This is a genomic window from Cupriavidus sp. CER-90 (assembly GCF_057652055.1).
The window spans coordinates 78,360-98,652 of sequence record NZ_JBYGYM010000002.1; the positions used below are offsets into that span (position 1 = coordinate 78,360).

At 60.4% G+C, this 20,293-nt stretch carries 22 protein-coding genes; 9 read left to right on the plus strand and 13 right to left on the minus strand.

Features of this window, described 5'->3' with window-relative positions; all coding sequences use genetic code 11:
* Positions 1-330: 330 nt before the first annotated feature.
* Positions 331-711, minus strand: a complete 381-nt coding sequence (locus AC24R4_RS10785; protein ID WP_487523061.1) for a LysR substrate-binding domain-containing protein — start codon at positions 709-711, stop codon at positions 331-333.
* 327 nt (positions 712-1,038) lie between these two features.
* On the opposite strand from AC24R4_RS10785, the gene AC24R4_RS10790 reads away from it, so the two are divergent.
* A complete protein-coding gene (locus AC24R4_RS10790; RefSeq protein ID WP_487523062.1) occupies positions 1,039-1,836 on the plus strand; it encodes a gamma-glutamyl-gamma-aminobutyrate hydrolase family protein in 798 nt (265 codons plus the stop codon).
* 114 nt (positions 1,837-1,950) lie between these two features.
* Here the strand turns inward: AC24R4_RS10790 and AC24R4_RS10795 are convergent, their stop codons facing one another.
* A complete protein-coding gene (locus AC24R4_RS10795; RefSeq protein WP_487523063.1) occupies positions 1,951-2,808 on the minus strand; it encodes a helix-turn-helix domain-containing protein in 858 nt (285 codons plus the stop codon).
* Positions 2,809-2,923: 115 nt separating this feature from the next.
* Here AC24R4_RS10795 and pdxR point away from each other — a divergent pair, with 115 nt between their 5' ends.
* Positions 2,924-4,333, plus strand: a complete 1,410-nt coding sequence (gene pdxR / locus AC24R4_RS10800) for a MocR-like pyridoxine biosynthesis transcription factor PdxR (RefSeq protein WP_487523064.1) — start codon at positions 2,924-2,926, stop codon at positions 4,331-4,333.
* A 28-nt stretch (positions 4,334-4,361) separates the two neighbouring features.
* Here pdxR and AC24R4_RS10805 read toward each other — a convergent pair whose 3' ends face one another.
* The 7 genes from AC24R4_RS10805 to AC24R4_RS10835 all read right to left on the minus strand — a co-directional run bounded on the left by AC24R4_RS10805 (position 4,362) and on the right by AC24R4_RS10835 (position 10,135).
* Entirely contained in the window at positions 4,362-4,874 is a 513-nt protein-coding gene (locus AC24R4_RS10805) for a YkgB family protein (protein ID WP_487523065.1), read from the minus strand.
* A gap of 251 nt (positions 4,875-5,125) precedes the next feature.
* The gene (locus AC24R4_RS10810; protein WP_487523066.1) at positions 5,126-6,076 is read right to left on the minus strand and encodes a cupin domain-containing protein; all 951 of its coding nucleotides are present in this window, start codon (positions 6,074-6,076) and stop codon (positions 5,126-5,128) included.
* A gap of 226 nt (positions 6,077-6,302) precedes the next feature.
* Entirely contained in the window at positions 6,303-6,752 is a 450-nt protein-coding gene (locus AC24R4_RS10815; protein ID WP_487523067.1) for a GNAT family N-acetyltransferase, read from the minus strand.
* 120 nt (positions 6,753-6,872) lie between these two features.
* Positions 6,873-7,568 (minus strand): glutathione S-transferase N-terminal domain-containing protein, encoded by a 696-nt coding sequence (locus AC24R4_RS10820; protein ID WP_487523068.1) that lies wholly within the window; start codon positions 7,566-7,568, stop codon positions 6,873-6,875.
* Positions 7,569-7,723: 155 nt separating this feature from the next.
* Positions 7,724-8,269: a carboxymuconolactone decarboxylase family protein gene (locus AC24R4_RS10825; RefSeq protein WP_487523069.1), complete on the minus strand. Its 546-nt coding sequence runs from the start codon at positions 8,267-8,269 to the stop codon at positions 7,724-7,726.
* A 37-nt stretch (positions 8,270-8,306) separates the two neighbouring features.
* Complete coding sequence (locus AC24R4_RS10830; RefSeq protein WP_487523070.1) at positions 8,307-8,942, minus strand: nitroreductase family protein; 636 nt, start codon at positions 8,940-8,942, stop codon at positions 8,307-8,309.
* 266 nt (positions 8,943-9,208) lie between these two features.
* On the minus strand, positions 9,209-10,135 hold the full coding sequence (locus AC24R4_RS10835) for a LysR family transcriptional regulator (RefSeq protein ID WP_487523071.1): 927 nt from the start codon (positions 10,133-10,135) through the stop codon (positions 9,209-9,211).
* 470 nt (positions 10,136-10,605) lie between these two features.
* Between AC24R4_RS10835 and AC24R4_RS10840 the strand changes: the two genes are divergently transcribed.
* A complete protein-coding gene (locus AC24R4_RS10840) occupies positions 10,606-11,028 on the plus strand; it encodes a tripartite tricarboxylate transporter substrate-binding protein (RefSeq protein ID WP_487523072.1) in 423 nt (140 codons plus the stop codon).
* A 366-nt stretch (positions 11,029-11,394) separates the two neighbouring features.
* Here AC24R4_RS10840 and AC24R4_RS10845 read toward each other — a convergent pair whose 3' ends face one another.
* On the minus strand, positions 11,395-12,798 hold the full coding sequence (locus tag AC24R4_RS10845; RefSeq protein ID WP_487523073.1) for an FAD-binding oxidoreductase: 1,404 nt from the start codon (positions 12,796-12,798) through the stop codon (positions 11,395-11,397).
* A gap of 124 nt (positions 12,799-12,922) precedes the next feature.
* Here AC24R4_RS10845 and AC24R4_RS10850 point away from each other — a divergent pair, with 124 nt between their 5' ends.
* Positions 12,923-13,858, plus strand: a complete 936-nt coding sequence (locus AC24R4_RS10850; protein ID WP_487523074.1) for a LysR substrate-binding domain-containing protein — start codon at positions 12,923-12,925, stop codon at positions 13,856-13,858.
* A gap of 682 nt (positions 13,859-14,540) precedes the next feature.
* Here AC24R4_RS10850 and AC24R4_RS10855 read toward each other — a convergent pair.
* Positions 14,541-14,870, minus strand: a complete 330-nt coding sequence (locus AC24R4_RS10855; protein ID WP_487523075.1) for a hypothetical protein — start codon at positions 14,868-14,870, stop codon at positions 14,541-14,543.
* Between the two features lie 991 nt (positions 14,871-15,861).
* Here AC24R4_RS10855 and AC24R4_RS10860 point away from each other — a divergent pair.
* The 5 genes from AC24R4_RS10860 (at position 15,862) to AC24R4_RS10880 (ending at position 18,897) form a co-directional block, all read left to right on the plus strand.
* Positions 15,862-16,092: a hypothetical protein gene (locus tag AC24R4_RS10860; RefSeq protein WP_487523076.1), complete on the plus strand. Its 231-nt coding sequence runs from the start codon at positions 15,862-15,864 to the stop codon at positions 16,090-16,092.
* A 55-nt stretch (positions 16,093-16,147) separates the two neighbouring features.
* Entirely contained in the window at positions 16,148-16,357 is a 210-nt protein-coding gene (locus AC24R4_RS10865; protein ID WP_487523077.1) for a hypothetical protein, read from the plus strand.
* A 151-nt stretch (positions 16,358-16,508) separates the two neighbouring features.
* Positions 16,509-16,712 carry a hypothetical protein gene (locus AC24R4_RS10870; protein WP_487523078.1) on the plus strand — a complete coding sequence of 68 codons (204 nt, stop codon included), beginning with the start codon at positions 16,509-16,511 and terminating at the stop codon, positions 16,710-16,712.
* Positions 16,713-16,934: 222 nt separating this feature from the next.
* Positions 16,935-17,687 (plus strand): polysaccharide deacetylase family protein, encoded by a 753-nt coding sequence (locus AC24R4_RS10875; protein ID WP_487523079.1) that lies wholly within the window; start codon positions 16,935-16,937, stop codon positions 17,685-17,687.
* On the plus strand, positions 17,677-18,897 hold the full coding sequence (locus tag AC24R4_RS10880; protein WP_487523951.1) for a glycosyltransferase family 4 protein: 1,221 nt from the start codon (positions 17,677-17,679) through the stop codon (positions 18,895-18,897). Before AC24R4_RS10875 ends, AC24R4_RS10880 begins: the two co-directional genes overlap by 11 nt.
* A 549-nt stretch (positions 18,898-19,446) precedes the next feature.
* Here the strand turns inward: AC24R4_RS10880 and AC24R4_RS10885 are convergent.
* Both AC24R4_RS10885 and AC24R4_RS10890 read right to left on the minus strand, forming a co-directional pair.
* Complete coding sequence (locus AC24R4_RS10885; protein ID WP_487523080.1) at positions 19,447-19,773, minus strand: hypothetical protein; 327 nt, start codon at positions 19,771-19,773, stop codon at positions 19,447-19,449.
* 124 nt (positions 19,774-19,897) lie between these two features.
* Positions 19,898-20,161 carry a hypothetical protein gene (locus tag AC24R4_RS10890; RefSeq protein ID WP_487523081.1) on the minus strand — a complete coding sequence of 88 codons (264 nt, stop codon included), beginning with the start codon at positions 20,159-20,161 and terminating at the stop codon, positions 19,898-19,900.
* Positions 20,162-20,293 lie beyond the last annotated feature (132 nt).

Sequence of the window (20,293 nt, forward strand, 5' to 3'; positions counted from 1 at the left end):
TAAACAGCCCCTCATATTCGGAGTGTGTCGGGCCGCTCGCCAGTCATAGCTGTCTCCCACCGTGCGACCTCAACAAAACGCCAACAAAAAGGCAAAATACTCTGAGGGTGCAGGTGGGCCTCAACTTCTCCGTCAGCGTCGTTGACCCAATACGTCTACTTTGTCGATTCGATTAGGCCTCGGCCAGAATCCAGTCCAGGAATGCGTTTGCGCAGCGCTGCGCGGTTGCTGTGCGTCTACACAGGCGAAATAGCAGCGTCCGGCGTCCACAGTCAAATCAAGAGCCTTCACCAGTTCACCGGCTTCGTCTCTCAATCAGGCGGCGTTGCGTTAGCGCAATAGCCTTGCCGCGAAGATCGAGTTGATGCTCAGGTCGTGGCCAAGGCCCAGCGCGGGTGAGGCTCTGAGTCCGGCTGCTTTCGCCCACAGCGCCCAGTTCTCCGGAAAATTTGTATGGTGCAGCAACACCTCTTTGAGCAACTGGCAGGGACGGCTCAAGCGCTGCAGTAACGATGGTGCGCAGACGGGAACGATTTCGCGGCCGAGAAGGTATTCCACTTGCATCCTGGCCGGCCAACGTCGCTTCGGGCGCTTCACCTCAAGCCAGATGTCTACATCGTCGCGGCCGAAGTCCTCATCGTGTCGAAACTGCCGCATCTCGACTTCCGCCTCTGGATGCGCCGCCCTGAAGCGCGCCAGGCGCGGAAGCAACCATTGACTACCAAGCGTAGGAATACTCAGCCGTAGTTTCCCGTCAGCGCGGCGGACCCTGCAGTCGAATCGCGCCCCGCCACACCCTGCGACGACCGCTCGAACAACTAGCAATCGCCCAGATGATGGGCACTGGATTCTACCGGCGACCGAGGTTTTCCGACTGACGCGGACAATCGACCACAGTCCCCGCTGCGCGCTTCGGACCGCCATTGTTCTTCTCGAGCATGTTTTTATTGAGCCTGCTGTGATATTGCGCTCCAGTATCCAGCCCAGCAAAGTCTTCGCATACCATCGGCTGACTGCACATCATCAAAACGTCTGGCCATGGCATATCCTCCTAACCCTGCGTGTCAGACCATTCCGGCGCTTGTCGGAGTTGTCTGCAACCGGTTCTTTGCCGGTGGACACGACCAGCATGGCGCCAAGGAAAGGTATCGTCGCGCATTGAGCAACGTGGCCGGCGTTACACCGGTCTTCATTCCCGCGACTGGGATGGTTACCGATGCCTCCTCCTATTTGCATGTCCTCTCTGGCTTGCTGTTCCCTGGGGGGTCTTCCATTGTCAATCCGGCTCTCCATGAAGATGTGCTGGCAACGGGATTCCCGCTTGGTCCTGCGCGTGACCATGTCATCGTCCAATTGATGCGTGGCGCCGTGTCACGGGGAATGCCTATACTTGCGATCGACCGTGGCTTTCACGAGATGAACGTCGCTTTTGGAGGCACACTGCACTCTGACCTCTGTGCGGCCGGTTACAACAAACACCATTGGGAAGGTTTGTCAGAGGCACTGGACACGCGCTATCGGTACAAGCACAGAGTTCACCTATCGTCCGACGGCATCCTCAGCGGCTGGCTGGGAACAGATGTAGCCCTCGTGAATTCCCTACACACACAAGGCGTTCGCGCCCTAGGCGAAGGCCTGGTGGCCGAAGCCATTGCGCCAGACGGCTTGATTGAGGCTATGCGGGTCGTGGAGGCCCGCTTTGCAATTGGCGTTCAATGGCATCCTGAAGTCAGCGCGAGCACAGACCGACTCTCGCAATCGCTATTCGTGGGCTTTGGAGACGCATGCCGTCGGTATAGGCGAAGCCAGGGAACGCGTGAAAGTGCGTCGGCATGAGCGACACGCGCTGCCCAGGCCCCGCGCATTGCAATTGTCGAAAGGAAACGTGCGGCTCAGGTGTGCACTGCGCAGGCGCCAGTCCAACGCAAATTCCATGCTTTGCCATGTCACTTACGAGCGCTCCGAGCGGATGCGCCCCGGTGTGTTCCCCGCAATGCGACGAAAGCATGTCGTCATATGCGAACGATCTGCGAAGCCGCAGTCGCGGGCAATCTGGACCAGTGGTGTGCTGGTTTCCAATAGCAATCGCGTGGCCCGGGCCACTCTCCGTCGCATGATGAACCGCAGCGGCGCCTCACCGGTCGAAGTGCGAAAAGCGCGCATGAAGTGCGCGAGACTCACTTTGGATATTGCCGCCAACTCTGTAAGGGCAATGTTCTCACCAAGATGATCTTCGATGTAATCGAGAACACGTCGCAAGCGGAACGGAGCGAGTCCTCCCTTGCAGGCCGCGCCTCGGCCGATTGTCTCGAGCCCGGCCAGCTCCACTGCGAGCATGCCAACCAGACTCTCGCAGTAAAGCCGCTGACCGATGCGCGGCGTGACGCATGCCAGTGCGAGCCGATCGGCCATAGCCCAAATCGGCTTGTTCTCGAACATGAGCCGCGAGCGGAATTCTGCCGCAGCCGTTGCGCTCCCGCATGCTTCACCCAGCAGCGCATCGTCGAAGTGGATCGCCACGCAACGAAAGCCGCGAATGAAACGGGTATAGCCGTAGGCTTCGCCGCCTTGCTCGATCAGACTCAAGTGATCACTGCCGTGATAGGCATCGGCAAGCGGCTTGGATGGCGCGTAGCGTGCCTCGATACGGCCGCCGATCTCTCGCAAGGCCGCCCGCAGACTAACTCGCTGCGATCCAATCGGACGCGCCACATCTTGCAATTCGCCGTATTCGAGCACTTCAACTTCTGTGTTTGCCCAGATGCCGCTGGTACGGCTTTGATGCACGTTTGTGACGATACGGACCACATTCAGTCTCCCACCTGAACGTGGTCCGTGCGCTCCGCTTGACCGACGCAACTGGAGCCCGCGATGGCACAGATATAAGAACCGAGTATTTCAATCAGTGTGTGTACGAAAGTATATGGACGCGACGCTTCAAATCCACCTGGACCGGAAAGCAAAGATTCCCTTGTCAGAGCAGATTCGACTAAGTATTGCAAAGGCAATTGACACCGGGGTGCTCGCGCCGGGTACTCGATTGCCGTCGTGGCAAGACCTCGCGGCGCAACTCGGTGTGGCGCGCGGTACCGTTCAAGCGGCGTATGAGCGCTTGGCCGACGCACAGAGAATCGAGGCCTTTGGAGCGAGAGGCACCCGCGTCGCGCCTTGGCGGAGTACGCCAACGGCTCTGCCCGGAGCGCCCGCTCACGGGGATTTTTTCCGTACCTATCTCGCGATGCATGCGGGTCCCGCCATATTTCAGCTTGGAATTCCGGCGTTAGGCTCATTACCGGACACGCTTTTCGCTCGCGCGCGCTCCTCAAATGTATTGAAAGTAGGATCTTCCTCGTCATTGGTCTATCCCGATCCCCGCGGGGAGTTAGAGCTGCGCCGGGAGATTGCCGCTTATCTCGCGATTTCCCGGAACCTTCACTGCATCCCAGAACAGCTGTTTATCACTTCCGGATACAGCGCCGGTCTCGGGCTCGCACTAAGCGTACTCGGGCTCGACCGTAAAAAGGTCTGGATGGAGGAGCCCGGCTTCATGGTGACCCGAAAAGCGTTGGAACTCGCTCGCCTAGAGCGTGTTTTGGTCCCTGTAGATGCCGAAGGGTTGGATGTCGACTATGGAATCGATAAGGCTTCAGACGCCGCGCTCGCTGTTGTGACGCCCGGCCAACAAGCACCTTTGGGGCCGACCTTGTCGTTACAGCGACGGCTTCAGTTGCTTGAATGGGCAGTATCCAGCGGCGCCTGGATTATCGAAGACGACTACCTCAGCGAATTGCAGTTGGAGGGCAGGGCTGCCCCCGCCCTGGCGTCTTTGGGAGAAAGCCATCGGGTTATCCATATCGGGACGTTCAGTAAGACCATCAGCCCGGGACTGCGGCTTGGATTCTTGGTGGCACCGGTTGGATTGATCAACGAATTCTCTGAAGTGGTGGCCTCGCTTGCCCCGGCGCCCTCGCCGATCATTCAGCTTGCCACAGCCCAGTTTCTGCGCGATGGGCACTACATCCGGCGCGTTCGTCGGCTCAAGCGCCTATATACAGCCCAGCGTGACGCGCTATGCGAGCAGTTGCGAACCCACCATGCGCAATGGACAAACGCGGGCCTAGCCATACTTCTCAGGCTCCCGCATGGCGCCCCCGACATACAAATCGCTCGAGAGGCGAAAAACGCCGGGATGGCACCATCACCGCTTTCCGGGTGGTTCGCGCAGCCGTCTTGTGGTTCGTCTGGCCTTCTTCTCGGGATTGCGACAGCACCTGAATCGCAAGTCGTGACTGCATGCAATCGCCTCTTTGAGATCATCGATCGCCATTGCTAACGCGGGACATTGAACCGGCTTGTACCCGCTAAACGTCAGGCGCTGCGGTGCCCAACCATGTGCTGCGGATAGACGCCAAAAGAAGAGAGATCGATGCGGCGAGCAGAACGAGATCTTTAAGAAGAAACTGACCAGGCAGCGCTGAAATCGCTGGGAAGCCACCCGCTGTCGCTTCTGCTACGCCAGGTGTGCTCAGAAAGAAGGTGAGCGTGATAACATAGGTCGTAGTGGACATCGCTGCGCCTAAAGCGGAGAAACCAGGCTGGAATGCTCCAAGAATCAGCGCCAATGCGGTCGACAACTCCAGTACGCCAACGGCGTAACTTGCGCCTTGAACGCCAAAAAAGGCATGCAGCCAACTCATGATCGGACTGTTGGCGATGAAAGGCGCGATCCCGTGGGCTTCGTATGCGGTGAATTTCATCGCGCCAAACCAAAGAAAGATGACGACCAGTGCCCACCTCAGTGGGGCGAGAAGAGAGAGCGATTGGACGCCCTTTTCGGCGATTCTCAGACGAAATGCGTTTGTATTGGCAGTCATTTTCTTCCCCTTTCAATGACGGTTGGCTGGACGCTTTCACTTTAGCGCTGCACCCTAGCGGTTTCGAGACTGGAATGACTCAATATGATGCTTACAAGGATCAAAAGAAGACGGCCGTCGTCATGTCCGGCCACGGACAAACTACGGTTACGCTGTATCGCAAAGGGCAGCTTGGCATAGTCGATGGCGAGGGCTTGCGGCTGGCGTGTGGCCGGGCTGCACGAGAACGGCGCGTGACAGGCGAGCGGGTATTACTCACCGTTGCGCGCCAGACGTCGCCATTGCCCCGGCGTCATGTTCATCCTGCTAGCGAATACCCGCCGGAAGGCGGCAACGGACTGATATCCGACCGAGTCGGCCACTGCCTCCGTGGTCATCGTCGGCTTCTTCAATTCGTTGGCGGCTATGCTTATCCGGATATCAGTTAGCAGGTCGTTTGCCGAACGCCCGAGCGTGGACTGAAAGTGCCGCATAAACGTGGCGCGGGACATATTGCACAAGCCTGCTAGGTCGGACAGACTCCAGGGCCGAGCCGGATCGGCGAACATGGCTGAAATCGCCGGGGCCAGTCGTGGGTGGCCGGCAAGCGCCAATAAGCCCTCGGGCGACTGCTCCAATTCACTCGCCGCGCGCAGCACGAGCGTGAATAGCGCGAAACTCAGCGCGTTGAGCATGGCGTTGCCTCCCGGCTTGTCGCCGGTAGCCTCCATGCGCATCAGCCCCACGAGGCTTGCAAGATCCGCCGAGGCCGACATGATGCCTTCTTCCCCGACCACGGACCGTACCACCAACGTTTCCGGAAGATAATCGCGGATGATCCGATCATGGGGCGACCGGATACAAAACCGCCCGCAAAGCATGTCGAGACGTTCCCCGTCGCCGTCGTTCTCGCTAAGCATGAATCCCGCGGAGCCCTGTCGATTGTTGGTCTGACGGGGTGCGTGTCCGCTGCCATCGTGCAACACATGGGCCGACCCGTGCGGTAACAGTACGATATCGCCGCTCAGGAGCTCCTTGAATGAGCCTGTCTGTGGATCCTCAAGAATCGCCCTACCCTTGAGGACGACGTGGTAAGGAATTTCATGCGGTGCGGACTGATCCCATGCGACACGCCATGGCGCGCCATAGATGCAGCGAACCTCAAGTTGGCCTGTGACGTTAATCATTTGCAGGAGTTGGCTCAACCAGTCGACTTGGGACATAGGACCTCGAAAACATCAAGCGCTAGAGTGAAATTTACTGATTTGGTCGCACATCTGTTGTACCGGACCGATGGTCTGAGCCCGCACGCGCATCCGCACCCCGCCCCTCTGCGCGGCCGCCCGGCTGCCCGCCTGCGGGAGGGGCGATCACCTTGTCCGGCATAGAAGGGCAGGAGCGATCCCCGCGCTGGCCAGGTCCTGACGATGGTGTATTCGCGTCAGCGGATTAGCGCAAGCGCCTTCGATACTGGACGAAACCCGTACGTTCAGCGACGCGGTCGTAAAGCTGCATGCCGCGATGGTTAGATTCGTGTGTCAGCCAGTGCACACGAGGCGCACCCCGGCGATTCGCATGCGCACAAACATGCTCGATGAGTGCACGACCGATGCCGGCCCCGCGCGCATGGTCCACCACGAACAGATCCTGTAGGTAGCAATCGTCGCCGACTGTCCAGACCGAACGATGGTAGATGGCATGCACCAATCCCAGTGCCTGTTCGCCTACGATGGCCAGCGCTGCATACATTGGTTCGTTGGGGTCTAGAAAGCGCTGCCAGGTATTGTGTGTCACGGAGTCGGCGATCTCTACGTTATAGAATCGCTGATAGCTTTTCCAAAGCGGCAGCCAGGTGTGAAAATCTTTGCAATCGATGGCCCTGACTGTGATGGTTTGCATACGATCTCCCTGCGATACATGGTTTGCGTTGCAGCGCCGGTCGTCACATATGGCATGCCAAGCCTGCTACATAGGCGACGTCGGTCGGCTGTGGGTTGCGGTGACTAGGGCAATCTGTGGCTAGGCCGCCGTCACTTCGAGTCCGCGTTGCACCCCCGGACGGCAGAGGCCACGATCGAGCCACCTTTGAACACGCGCAAAGCGTTCGAAGCCGACGAGCTCGCGGGCTTCGTAAAAGCCGATCAGGTTGCGCACCCAACCTAGCAGCGAGATATCGGCGATGCTATAGTCGCGCCCCATCACCCAGTCTCGGCCTGCGAGCCGTTCGTCAAGCACGCCGAGCAGCCGCGCTGATTCAGTCAGGTAGCGCTCGAGGGGGCGCTTGTCTTCATAGGCTTTGCCGGCAAATTTGTTGAAGAATCCAACCTGGCCGAACATCGGTCCGACACCGCCTACCTGCCACATCACCCACTGAATGGTTTCGTAGCGGGTGGCGGGATCGGTGGACAGAAACTGTCCCGTCTTGTCCGCGAGATAGATCAGGATCGCTCCCGATTCGAACAACGCCAGGGGCTGTTCACCTGGCCCATGCGGATCGTAAATCGCAGGAATCTTGCCATTCGGGTTGAGCGCGACGAAGGCCGGATCATGGTGCTCGCCAGCGATGATGTCGACGCGATGCGGCTCATAAGCGAGACCCGTTTCTTCCAACATGATGCCCACCTTCACGCCGTTGGGCGTCGGTAAGGAAAACAGCTGCATTCGAGCGGGGTGCCGTGCAGGCCAGCGCGAAAAAATTGGATGATTGAGGGTCACTGTCTTCCTCGAGATATTGTCGACTTGTACAAAGAGTACCGAGGCACCCCAAGACACGTGCTTTGGGATACCTCAGACCTTCGTTGTTACTTCAGGCTCCACCGCTCAAAACTTCGGCCGACTCTCGGTGCGAAGCCGATGGCGCTCGATCTGGCTCAGATCGATCCCGCGGGTGCCACCGCAGGGAAGTCCTTATCCGGATCGAACACGTTGTTAAAGTAGTTGGTGAGCGAGTACATGGCTACGAGCGCGACGATCTCCATGAGATTGGCATCTGTGTAACCGGCTTCGCGAACGGCGCTCAGATCGGCGTCGCTGACTTGGCCGCGGGTCAAGATGACCTTGCGTGCAAACTGCAGTGCTGCGTCGCGCTTGGGCTCACTGGCGTGCCCCTTGCGAGCCAGGAGGATTTCGTCGGGGGGCAACTTGGCCATGTGCTCGGCCGTAAAGCTATGCACGGTCAGGCAGTAGTTGCAACCATTCACTTCGGACACAGCCAGGCCGATACCGTCGCGCGTCTTTACATCGAGCGCCTTGCTCAGGCCGCCCAGGAGCGTCGCCCATGCGTTAAACGCAATCGGGCTCTGCGCGAAGCTCGCCATCATGTTCGGTGTGAAGCCAATATTTTTCGTGAATGCATCGAGCGTCGCCCTCGATTCGGCCGGTACCTGTTCCGGGTTCAGCACTGCGGTTCTTGCCATCATGGACTCCTTGGATAAATAGAAAAGTGATTGACGGTTAAACGAGATCCAGCACGTCGGCCACGGGCAGGCGCGGCTTCTGCGCCCAGTTTCCGGGACGCTCGACGCCCACGGAGAGCAGCATGACCGGCACCTCGTTGGCTGCCAATCCAAACTCTCTATGCACCGCCTCGGCATCGAAGCCGATCATCGGGGTCGACCCCAGGCCCAGCGACCGGGCCGCGTAGATCATTGCCGCCGCGCCGAACGTGCCGGTGCGCACGGCTTCATCCCGCTGGCGTTGCGGATAGTCTTGGTACAGATCGCGTGCGGGGTTTTCCCACTCGGGCACCATCGCTGCCGGCATAACGCCAGCCGCCACCAGTGGCGCCAGACGTTCCGGAATCACGCTGGCATCGGCCAGTTGGCCGATGATGATGAAGGTCACGGCGGCGTCGGCGATCGCAGGCTGGCTCCAGGCAATCGGGCTAAGCTTGGCCTTGGCAGCCGCAGTGCGTACGGCGATAAAGCGCCAGTTCTGCATGTGGAACGACGTCGGCGCGGATGTGCCGATGCGCACCAGCTCGCGAATCTGGTCGTCGCTCAGGGTGGCGGCCGGGTCGTAGTACTTGGCCGCGCTGCGGCTTAGGATGCATTCAATAACGGCGTTGGTCATGTTGATTGCGGTGGTCATGTTGATCTCCGAGGTCGAAGTCTTGCGCCGAAGGCCATTGGGCAAGGCGGCGCGAACTTCCGGCGCGAACGTTTCATCAGTTGGTTGTGAGCCTCCACTTTAGGTGTGTCGGGTAGCGATTTCGAGGCTATTTTTGCTCAAAACAGTGCTCAAAAGGATCAGATAGATATGACCTTCAAGGCGCACAGGCAGCACAGGGCCACCGCGCCTCACGGGTGCGTCGTACGTGACATGCGAGGGCGGTAAATCCTTGGTATGTGTCTGGATCAGGCCGCGAGCTTTGGTGCCTCGGCACTGAAATGCGGATGCCGGGAAAATATGTCGGCAGCCCAGTTCACGAACACCCGCACCTTTGCCGACAGGTGCCGGTTCTGCGGATACATCGCGGAGATCGGTATTGGGTCGGTCTGCCACTCGGACATGATTTCCACCAGCCGGCCACTGCCGACATAAGGCGCGGCTGTCGCCCGTGACATGCGTGCAATGCCGTGGCCGTCCAACGCGCAGCCAAGATGGACATCGGTATCGTTCGTGGCAATCACGGAGGGCAGCAGCACTTCGCCGCGTTCGCCGCCGCAAGCGAGCGACCACGGCGTCGCGCGTCCGGTGCGGTTCGACAGAAAATTCACCGCCTTGTGCTGCGCCAGTTCGTTAAGATCCTCTGGCGTGCCAAAGCGGCGCAGATAGATCGGCGACGCATAGAGGGCCAGCCGCAGCCAGCCTATGCGGCGTGCCACCATGGCTTCTTCCAGCGCGCCCACGCGCAGCACCACGTCCACGCCTTCTTTTAGCAAGTCAATTGGCTTGCCGTTGCTGGTCAGTTCGAGCCGGAGCTCCGGATAAGCATTGCAGAAGTCATGCAGTTGCGGCACCAGGACCATTTTCGCGATCCCGCTCGTGGTGTCTACGGTCAGCGTGCCGCGCGGCGAGTTGTTATGGCGCGTTAGCAGATATTCCGCTTCGTCGATATCGGCCAAGATGCGCACGCAGCGTTCGTAGTAGGCGGCGCCATCGGTAGTCACGCTGATGCGACGCGTCGTCCGGTGCAGCAGCTTGACCGCAAGATGCGTCTCCAGCTTCTGGATCAGCCTGGTAAGCGTGGCCTTGGGAAGATTCAGCGATTCCGCGGCGCCCGCAAAGGTGCCCACATCCACCACCCGCGTGAAAGCCTGCATCGAGACGAGACGATCCATGACGACAGCTCTCCAAAGGCGTAGGGCTTAGAGACCGTCTCACGCTTGGCGCTGGCCGAGTGAATAGGAGACCGTCTTGGTGTCCGCATTCTGTACGGTTGGCGGCGCGATTTGAAGAACCAAGATTTTCGCTTTCGTGTGTACCAAGAATGAAATGCACGAAGGTGCGTTGACGGAACCGGCCAAGCACACTAATAGTCAGGACGATGTGCTTGCGCCGCCTCGACTTCGCGGATGCGTCGAACGACGCTGATGGTTCGGTAGTAGCCTAGCGCCTGCCAGCACCCTGCTAAGGGTGGTCTATTGCAGACACCGGATGCGGATTCAACCGGTCAACGCAACAGCTTTTTGGAATCGTTGAGCCATGTATCAGACTCTAGTGTTTTGCGTGGGCGATAGCGTGCCGTCTTCCATGCCACTGGCGACGAGTGGCAAGCTCAAGCACTTGGTGTCGTTGCGGCCAAGTGCCCATGAGCCCGGACATTCCGACGGTGGCCGAAGATGGACTTCCCGGTTCGAAAATGAAGAACTGGTTTGCGCTACTGGCACCCGCCGGCACACCGGGAGAGATTGTCGCTCTGTGCTACCACGTACTTGCTCCGGCAAACTCTGCTTCGTTCGGCTTCGCCCGCCAGCCCAACCTACACATCGAGCGTATCGAGGTAGCGCTTGCCGCGCTTCCAGAGACTGATGTGAAGTTCTTTCGCGAACTAACTAAGGCGTTCCAGTGCTATGGAAAGCTGGCTGCCATCTTTCGCATCTTCATCAGATACCACGATGGAACGCCGCAGGTCGAGGCGTCATCGATCAGCTATTACGATGTGGACAATCCTAACGGCGGAGCAAAGAGACGATGCTCACTCTCGACCGGGCCGGCTTCAACCGACGTTTGATCGGCTTGACATGATGGGCGCTGGGTCCGAAATCAACCCCAAAGGAGACATCCGTGGTGTCGCGCCTGGGTGTCTCACATGGGTCGTTATGCGACGGCCACCGCTTCCGACGGTTCCATCGAAAATACAACGCGCAGGCCAAATTGGGGGACGCTGTTCTCCGCCCGACGATTAGTGGAAATTAAACCGCTGCCAACGACGTGAGATTCGCCAAGGGAGCGGCACCGGGCGTGAGCGGAAAAGAAATGCATGGCACCATATGGCGGCGGCGTGTGGCGGAGAGGCCGTGGTCCCGCGGCGTCTACCTCGTCCGGGCAACTCGGGGGACTGCAAAGCGCCTGCATCGAGAGGGGGACTCATGCAGTGCTAGCCCGCCGCCGGATCGATATTCTGGTTCCGCCGGAACAGGTTTTCCGGATCGTACCGGCGCTTCAGGGCCAGCAGCCGCGGATAGTTCTGACCATAGGCTTCCCGGATTCTTTCCGTGCCTTCCTCGCCGAGGTTGTTTGCGTAGACGCCGCCGCTGGAGAATGGGCGCACCGCCTGCCACGCTGCGCGGACCCACGCGGTCTGTTCGGCGTCGTCGTCCGCATCGTCCCAGATGGCGACAGGGAAGCAGTCGAAGTTTGCCTCGCGGTTCACGTATGGTGTCGCGCCGCGTGGCACTCGGGCGATGGCGCCGCCGACATGCTGGAACACCAGCAGTGACGATGCCGATGGGGCGCGGGCGTATGCCGACTCGACGGCGGAAATGGCGGACGCGTCGATGCTGTGAAGGAACTGCGCCTTCCAGTAGTAGCGACGGTGTCTTGGAAAGATGCTATCGCTTGCCGATTGCATCTCCAGGTAGGGTACCAGCGACAGGCTGGCGTCCGCCGGGTGGCCGAAGTCGAGCAATGGCTGGAGCGCTGCACGCCCGACGGCGGGATCGCCGACATGGCAGGCCGAGATGCTGAAGTACTGCTCACCGTCTGCGTCGGTGATCCAAGCCGCATCCGCGCACACTTCGTCAGGGGCCCCGCGCGCGAACCGGTCGTAATGCCGCATGGCCTCGGCGGCCTGTGTACGCGGATAGCGCACCTTACACACCGGCATGCTGGCTGGCACGCGATGCAACCGGTAGTGGAACGCCGTCACGATGCCGAAGTTGCCGCCGCCGCCACGAATCCCCCAGAACAGGTCCTGGTGCGCGTGTTCGCTAGCGGTGATGTGCTGGCCATCTGCAGTGACAATTTCGGCTGCGATCAAGTTGTCGCAGCTCAGGCCAAACTTGCGGGCGAGCTTGCCGAACCCTCCCCCCAGCGTAAGCCCTGCGATGCCCGTGTCGCCGTTCACCCCCATGGTCGTAGCCAGGCCGTGGCGCAGCGTGGCGCGATCAAATTCACCGAGAGTGAGACCGGCTTCCGCACGGACTTCACGGCGGGCCGGGTCCACCTCGATCTTCTTCATGCGCGACAGGTCGATCACCAGGCCGCCGTCGCATGTCGATAGGCCGGCGACATTGTGGCCGCCGCTGCGGACTGCAAGGCTCGCCGCCGCCCCACGTGCAAAACGCACTGCGGCGGCTACGTCGAAGGCATCGGCGCAGTAGAGGATCACGGCGGGGTGTCGGTCGATGGCGCCGTTCCAGACGCGGCGCGCGGCGTCGTAATCTGCGTCCGTCGGTCCTACGACCGGGCCACGACAGGTCCGGCGCAGCCGTGCTGGCCAGTGAGACCGGTCGCCAACGCCGCCGGGGCTGTCCAGTTCGCGAAATGCTTCATCGGTCATGCTAGCTCCCGGGGATACCACGCGATGCGCGTGCCACTACTGGCTATAGTTGGCGGCCGCATGGCTTCGCGCAAAGGCAAAGAACTCATCCTGTGGATGAGAAAAGCTCACCTACACTGGTTACATGAGAAAGTTGCCGCCCCTCCGGGCCTTACAGGCATTCGAGGCTGTTGCGCGCCACGGCAGTTTCAAAGCCGCGGCAGCGGAGCTTAACGTGACCGCCACTGCCATTAGCCATCAGGTGCAGGCGCTGGAGCAGGCCTGCGGCCGTGGGTTGTTGCAGCGGCGGCCACGTCCGCTGCGCCTGACGTCAGCCGGCGCACAACTGTATCCGGCGCTGCACAGCGGCTTCGAGCAATTCGCGGACGCCATGGCAATGATCGGCACGATGGAGGCCAGAGGATCAGGAGCATACGCGCAGCCGCTGCGCATAACTTGTCCAAATGCGTTCGCCAGCCGGTGGCTTGTGCCACGGCTGCCGCAATGGCAGGCGGCGCATCCAGAATGTCTGCTTGAGATCATCGGCACCGATCGTGTGCTCGACCTCGCTGCTGGAGAGGCCGATGTTGCCATCCGCTACGCGCGTGACGTGCCACGCGGCGTCCTGATGGCCATGGAGATCGCCCGCGATGCCTTCTATCCGGTGGGCAGTGCCGCGCTGCTTGGCGCCGCGCCGGCATGCCTGGTGCCCCGCGACCTGCTCAGATTTCCGTTGATCCATTACGCGTGGACCAGTGGCGATCCGTTGGCGCCGTCGTGGCCGCGGTGGTTTGCCGCTATGGGCGTGCCAGCTTCCGAGGCATGGGCTTCAGTGCCCGGTGAACTGGTGTTTCGCGAGGAATTGCATGCCATCGATGCGGTAGTTGCCGGGCAGGGGATCGCGCTATGCAGCGACATCGTGGTGGCAGACCTGCTGGGCTGCGGCGCGCTTCGCAAGGCGCATGCACAGGCGCTGCCCGGATATGTATTCCACGTGGTGCACGCGCACCAACACGACAGGGCGGCGACGATCGGGGCCTTCGAAGACTGGTTGCGCTCGATGGCCGGCGCTCATGTGTAGCGCCCGCAGCCAGACTGCGAATGCCGGTGCGGCAACCTGCTGATTCCGAAGTTTGATGCCAGGGTCATCGGTCCCTTCGGATAACTTGTTGCGCCCGACCTATTTCGCGCCGTAGAGAATTTTCCTTATAGGAATTGCCATGCCATAGAACTCAGCTATCGCTCCCAGAGGGGCTCAAGGCTTCCGCCGCGGCCCTTACTACATTCAGTCGATTGTTCAGCCGCCGCAAACGTGACTTCCTCTGCGCTGCTCGCTTCGCCCACCATCTGCTAGCCTGAGTCCTTGAGCGGCGCGCCTGTGTACGCTGAAAACAAGGAACAACGATCATGGACCCGTCGCGTGTGCCCAGGGCGTTCCAGTGCGTGGTGCGCGCGTTCATGTCGACGATCCTGATGTGTGGTGTATGGAAGGGCCGGCCCTCGCCGGCGATGTGACCGGCGCCGGTTCCACGTTCGTCTATCCGTGGATGTCCAAATGGGCGGCCACGTATTACTCAAAGACGGGCCAACAGGTCAACTACCAGCCCGTGGGATCGGGCAAGGACTTCCGTTCCCGACCCCGCTCAGCCTTTCATTGCAATGTTCCGGAAGGCCGATGTCCACCCGAAATCCGACGCTGGCCGCAATCGGGCCAGTGATGGACTGGTGCGGAGTAAGGGGCACCTGGCTTACCCATGGGGGTTTCAGGCTGGCGCGCTCGCACCGCGTAGCCAATTCGTAGCACTGACGTCTGCATCCCGGGCGATCTCCTCCATAAAATCTGCCGGCGGTGGTACCTCGAAGGCATGCACCACGCCGTGCACGTCCAGGGCACAGAAACCCTTCTGGAGGATTTCGGCGAGCACCACGGGCGGCGAGATGCTCGGCAGCGGCATGTCGGTCGTCAGTTCGGTCGCGCTCAGCGTGTATGGGGCGCCCAGCCAATGGCGGACCAGCAGCGGGCGGGCGATCAAGTCCATGTCGTGCGGCAGGATCAGCGCGCGTTGGCCGCGGCGCAGCAGGATGATGTGCATGGCGGTCGGCTATACGGGAACGGTCGGGGGTGCATTTCATCATAGTCAGGCCGCGGGGCGCTCGCTAATGCACCACAGTCACAGCTCCTTGATGAGGTTTTCCGGGACGGCGGTATTCCGGACGTGGCGGGCGTGACGGCCACCCTGCATGCCCTTGAACTGCGTCTGGAGACCTTGCGCGGTGCGGCAGCCTATGTCGGCTATGTGAGTCCCGGCGCCCGCGCTGAGCGGCGCGCAAAAAAATGCCCGCCGCGGGGAGCGCGGCAGGTCACGACCGGCCAAGGGGAAGGGCCGATCCCGCAGGCATTTTGACCGGGCGCAGATGCGCCGCGTCCCCCACGCGCGGGGGATTGCATCCCAGGCAGCCCGCGCACGCGGGGGCGGCGGTTAGCATGCCGATTCCGTTGGTGTCAGACCATTTCGTTGCACGTTTCCGACGGTTCCCTGCAGAAGCCTCGGCATGCGCTTAAGGGTCCGTAAATCTTCGGTCGCTACCATGAAGTCGGTAACCCCTACCGAGGGGCCCAAAGGATCCCTCATGACATCAGACCACGCCGTTGTGTTGGATGCCGCAACCGGCGAAGCCGATCGGATCCACTTAGAGGCGGCCCTCGGGAGCTTAACGCGCCTGGGGTGGCTGTCTGGGTGGCAGCGCCTGCAAGATGGTCGATATCGGGTCGAGGTCGATCCCTGTGCGGTCAAGGATTTTGCCGCGCTGACCCGGCCGCAGGACCACCACGCGCCTGTGGTGGGGGCAGCACGGCTTCAATAGGATCGCGTCGGCCGTGGCCGCGAGGCGGTGCGCGTGGAGAAGGCGGAGCTCCGATGGCCCACGCTTTCGCTGACGGCCCCATGCCTTGACGCTCATTCTTTCGATACGCAATCCACGCGCGTCTGGCAGTTGAGCGAGCCACCTGCCGGTCGTGCTACGTGTAGACGGCAGGCAGCAGCAAAAACAATATGACGATTGTTTCGCGGCGAGGGTTCGAACATGCGCAAGGATTTGCCGGGGCGGCCAGGCCTGACTGTTGAAGAGCTTATCCAGGTCTTGCAGAGATTGGCCGATGAGGGAGGTGGTAGGCTGCCGGCGCACGCGTTGATGGGCGATGTGACCGGTCCCATCCGCGGTGCCGGAGCCGTGCCGTCCTGGGGCGCGGAAAATCAGACCGTGGTGCTCGTCATGGCCGACGAGGATGATGTCACCGCAACAACAGGGAAATGATGCCGTGGCGCTCCTTCCGCCAGGCGACACGTCTCGCTAGATCATTAGGCTTGCCATGTTGGACGAGGACGAATGGAAGGCACGCGTGATGGCCACCCGCACCCTACTGTGCCCGCGCTGTGAGTCGACCCGCATTACGTACGGGGCCTGCGCAGTGGCCCCCACCACGATCCACCAGGAATACACCTGCGAAGCCTGCCAGCATGCGTTCTCTGGCCTGTTTGCCCTGGTGACCTACTACGATGACTTTCCACGCGAGCGCTAGGGGGCACGCTGCCTGTGTCGCATTGATCCAGTAAGTCAGATGGCGGGGCGCGACGCCACCGCAAGGGGCGGCGCGTGTGCGTGTCCCAAACACGATGCACCGGCAAACTCCTATGTACGATGGGCGCTGGCATTCCGAAGGGCAGTGAGGCATGGGTTCGATCGAAAAAATTGGCTGGGTCGTTGTAGACATGCTGACGTTCCTGTTTGGCGCCCTGGCATGGATGGGCTTGCTTCTTGTTATACCTATGTACGCGATGGGTGTGGCGGAGGCTACACCAACGCAATTGATCGTCACCGGTACAGGGAAGCGAAACACTGAAGCAGCCATTTCGTCCCTTTCAACGTTCATATGAGATAGCGACCTAAATCGCACGGGATAACCCCGGTTAATGGAAAGGACGGCCGGCGCTAGACTTGGGAAACCGAAGACTAGGGGCTTACACCACTTGATGAGTAAGGAGATTGCCCGCATCCAAGATAGTCCTCAGCTTGGGGGCCACCGCTTGGCCGGCAGTCGGTGCCTGCCTGTCGGCCATTCTGCGACTGCAAATTATGCATAGATAGTGAGATACGACATGATGTCGCGTATTCCCATCCTGATGTATCACCAGATCGACGCCCCACCGCCGCGTGGAACCCCGATGCGCGGCCTCGTCGTAGCGCCTCGTGACTTTTCGTGGCAAATGCGAATACTCAAATTCATGGGCTTTCAAGGGCTGGCCTTAAGGGACTTATTGCCTTACCTGCGCGGCGAGAAGATCGGCAAGGTGGTCGGAATCACGCTCGACGACGGTTATCGAAATAATCTCAAGCATGCCGTGCCGGTGCTGCAACGTTGCGGCTTTACCGCGACCTGCTATGCCGTCAGCAGCTTGGTCGGCAAAACTAACTGCTGGGACGCATCAGTTGGCGTGCCCGCGACGCCGCTGATGACGCTCGATGAACTACGCGAGTGGGGCCAGGCAGGCATGGAGATCGGTGCTCACACGCGCACCCATGTGGACTTGACTTTGGTAGATGGCATTGCCGCTCGCGATCAGATTGCAGGCTCCAAGTACGAGCTAGAGCACGCGCTCGGCGTCCCGGTGCGCCATTTCTGCTACCCCTACGGTCAGCTTGACATGACGATTTTGGATCTAGTGCGTGGGGCCGGCTTCGACAGCGCCGTCACAACCAATCGTGGGCGTGCCGTCGCAGGCAGCAATCTATTCAATCTTCCGCGAGTGCCGGTCTCGCGTTCCACCCATCCAGGACAATTCATACAAAAAGTTGTCACTGCCTACGAAGATCGCCGAAGCATGAAGTCGGTTGACTATGATGCGCTATGACCCCTGTACGGAATCAGCGGCCTGCAGACTGCGCGTGCTTGTGGTCAATTCCCTTCTAGCGGGCGGCGGAATAGATTCGCATACACTTTCCCTTTGCCAAGCCTTGCAGCGTCAAGGTTGCGAAGTCACTCTGGCGGCGCCCTGTACGGCGCGTTGGATTGCGGCCGCAAAAGCAATACAGGGGATAAGCGTATTGGCGGTCGGAGCGACGCGAATCGTCTGGCCTGTGCTCCTGGCACGGCTCATGCGAAAGCAACGGATCCATGTCATCCACGCCCACCATGGGCGCGACTATTGGGTGGCGATCCTGGCATGGCTGCTATCAGGCCGGAAGGCGGTAGTTGTCGTCACGCGCCATCTGATGACCCCGCTCAAGGAAAGAACCCGGCGATACCTTGCCGCATTCTCGAACGCGATAGCGGTGTCCGATGCGGTACATGCTTCTCTTCGCCATGTGGATCCTGGCCGGACTCTCAAAGTCCAGCGTATTTACTGCGGGATCGATACCGAGCGCTTTCGCCCGGACGCTATGCAGCGCGATCTGGCCCGGAAAGCTCTGGGGTTGCCACGTGACGCATGGATATATGCGCTGATCGGAGGAGCACAACGTCCTGACGGAAAAGGACAATCCTACTTCGTCAAAGCCGCCGCGCAGGTACTCGCGCGTTATCCGCAGTCGCACTTCATATGTGTCGGCGACGGTGAACTTATACCGCAGTTGGCCACGGAGGCGAGTTCCCTAGGCTTATCGGGATGCATCCACTTCCGCCCCTTCGAGCACGATGTCGCATCGCTGATGCAGGCGATCGATGTCCTGGTGCATCCTCCTGTAGGCAGCGAAGCGCTCGGCCTTGTCGTCCTGGAGGCGTTGAGTTGCGGAAAGCCGGTGATAGCCACGGCCCTGGACGGCATCTGTGAGACCTTCATTGATGGCGACCACGGCTTCATGGTCCCGCCACGGGATGTGCGCGCTCTGGCCGAGGCAATGTGCCAACTGGCGGCGGACCCGTCTAGCGCGGCGCATATGGGTCGTCGCGGACGTCTTTGGGTGGAGGCGAACTTCTCGCTGGGATCCCTTGGGCGAGAAACAGTGCAGTTGTACCGGGAGCTCTTGTCCGCCGCTGACGTTGTCACTCACTATCGACTCGACCGCCGATCTGTCAGAGGCAGCGCAGGTGACTTGGAGGCGAGGGATAAGCGAATGGAGTAGATGAAATATAGCGACTTTTGATTGCGAGTCGCGCCATTGTTGTAGAAATATTCACCCTATTCGCCCTCATTTTGACAAGGGCTCATACGCCATGGACCAACGCACGCCAGCTTTAATACCGGTTAATTGAAACTGGGCGAACGACGGGCAAGGGCCAGATCGTTCGGCAGGAATTCATTGCCTCCTCTGGAGGTGGTGATCTGCCTAGTCGTTAGGCAGCCCGACGCGCCACACAATTGGAGTCCTGCGTCTAGCCACCTGAGAAGACATCTGTGGGCAGCTTTTATAGTCAATAACCGTCTCAGGGATATTTACCTTCGGCTGTCCGGACGATTTAGCTTCACGTTCCGCTCCAATTTAGGCGTGCGGTTACGGTCTCTACTATTAATGGTGACTTGCTGCGCGGCTTGGCCGAATGGATGCGCCGGAGCGCAGGCCTTTCGCTGGGATTGCCATTCTGTTGGCATCTGTTCAGGGCCACTGCAACGCGCGCTAGCGATGACGGTGCAAACGCGACTCACCGGCGACATTGCCAAGTCCCAGAGCCCGTCAGTCATCGTAGTCGTCATGCCAGCGGCGCCCTTCGCGATGCCGTTCCCACCATTCCCGCTCCCGCCATCTACGCTCGCGCCACTGCTGTTCTCGCCAGGCGCGACGCGCCTGCCAGTCATCGTAATAGCCGGGCGCAACGACAACCGGTGCTGGTGGAACGGCATAGACCGGTGCGGGCTCGTAGTAGACGGGTGGCGGCGGAGGTGCCACGACGGCATAGCCTGGGACGCCAATGCCGATACCCACGTCGACGCGGGCCTGTGCACTGCCTGAAACAGTTACCGCGGTACCTGCCACGGCGAAAGCAGCCAAGACGCTACGCATGATAATTTCCTCCTGACGCCAATGTCGGAGTGCCGCCTGTCCTCCAAAAGAGTCAGCCGACGATGTCGGCTGACTCGTTGCGGGCGCACCTTTGGCGTCAACCCGCAGGTCTACCGGCTCGCGATTACAGCTTCTTGGCGGCCTTTGCCGGCGCGGCGTTTTCTGCCTTGACCGTAGCCTTCTCTGCCTTGGCCGGCGCCGCAGCCTCTTTGGCGCTCACCTTGGTTGCCTTGGTGTGCTTGGTGGCGTGCTTGTGGGTCGCGGTAGTGGCGGGCGCCTTCGCAGCCGGCGCCGAGTGAGAGACTGTGGCGGGAGCCGAGGCAGCCCCTTGAGCAAACGCGGCACCAGTGATGGCGAAAGCGGCAACGGCAGCAAAAAGCTTCTTCATGATCGACAATCCTTCTGAGAGGTCTAGGCGCTGCGATGTGCCGCGCTTAGCCGAAAAAACGGGGCAGCCTCATGCTCAGTTGACTCCTAACTCGTGACAATCCGTAAGCTTTGTTTCTGCATATGCGGTCCG

What these genes read in the sequence shown, in the direction of transcription:
- AC24R4_RS10790 (WP_487523062.1), top strand. Translation starts at nt 1,039, where the DNA reads ATGGCATATCCTCCTAACCCTGCGTGTCAGACCATTCCGGCGCTTGTC.
- pdxR (WP_487523064.1), top strand. Translation starts at nt 2,924, where the DNA reads ATGGACGCGACGCTTCAAATCCACCTGGACCGGAAAGCAAAGATTCCC.
- AC24R4_RS10805 (WP_487523065.1), bottom strand. Translation starts at nt 4,874, where the DNA reads ATGACTGCCAATACAAACGCATTTCGTCTGAGAATCGCCGAAAAGGGC.
- AC24R4_RS10810 (WP_487523066.1), bottom strand. Translation starts at nt 6,076, where the DNA reads ATGTCCCAAGTCGACTGGTTGAGCCAACTCCTGCAAATGATTAACGTC.
- AC24R4_RS10815 (WP_487523067.1), bottom strand. Translation starts at nt 6,752, where the DNA reads ATGCAAACCATCACAGTCAGGGCCATCGATTGCAAAGATTTTCACACC.
- AC24R4_RS10825 (WP_487523069.1), bottom strand. Translation starts at nt 8,269, where the DNA reads ATGGCAAGAACCGCAGTGCTGAACCCGGAACAGGTACCGGCCGAATCG.
- AC24R4_RS10830 (WP_487523070.1), bottom strand. Translation starts at nt 8,942, where the DNA reads ATGACCACCGCAATCAACATGACCAACGCCGTTATTGAATGCATCCTA.
- AC24R4_RS10835 (WP_487523071.1), bottom strand. Translation starts at nt 10,135, where the DNA reads ATGGATCGTCTCGTCTCGATGCAGGCTTTCACGCGGGTGGTGGATGTG.
- AC24R4_RS10840 (WP_487523072.1), top strand. Translation starts at nt 10,606, where the DNA reads ATGAGCCCGGACATTCCGACGGTGGCCGAAGATGGACTTCCCGGTTCG.
- AC24R4_RS10845 (WP_487523073.1), bottom strand. Translation starts at nt 12,798, where the DNA reads ATGACCGATGAAGCATTTCGCGAACTGGACAGCCCCGGCGGCGTTGGC.
- AC24R4_RS10850 (WP_487523074.1), top strand. Translation starts at nt 12,923, where the DNA reads ATGAGAAAGTTGCCGCCCCTCCGGGCCTTACAGGCATTCGAGGCTGTT.
- AC24R4_RS10855 (WP_487523075.1), bottom strand. Translation starts at nt 14,870, where the DNA reads ATGCACATCATCCTGCTGCGCCGCGGCCAACGCGCGCTGATCCTGCCG.
- AC24R4_RS10860 (WP_487523076.1), top strand. Translation starts at nt 15,862, where the DNA reads ATGCGCAAGGATTTGCCGGGGCGGCCAGGCCTGACTGTTGAAGAGCTT.
- AC24R4_RS10865 (WP_487523077.1), top strand. Translation starts at nt 16,148, where the DNA reads ATGTTGGACGAGGACGAATGGAAGGCACGCGTGATGGCCACCCGCACC.
- AC24R4_RS10870 (WP_487523078.1), top strand. Translation starts at nt 16,509, where the DNA reads ATGGGTTCGATCGAAAAAATTGGCTGGGTCGTTGTAGACATGCTGACG.
- AC24R4_RS10875 (WP_487523079.1), top strand. Translation starts at nt 16,935, where the DNA reads ATGATGTCGCGTATTCCCATCCTGATGTATCACCAGATCGACGCCCCA.
- AC24R4_RS10880 (WP_487523951.1), top strand. Translation starts at nt 17,677, where the DNA reads ATGCGCTATGACCCCTGTACGGAATCAGCGGCCTGCAGACTGCGCGTG.
- AC24R4_RS10885 (WP_487523080.1), bottom strand. Translation starts at nt 19,773, where the DNA reads ATGCGTAGCGTCTTGGCTGCTTTCGCCGTGGCAGGTACCGCGGTAACT.
- AC24R4_RS10890 (WP_487523081.1), bottom strand. Translation starts at nt 20,161, where the DNA reads ATGAAGAAGCTTTTTGCTGCCGTTGCCGCTTTCGCCATCACTGGTGCC.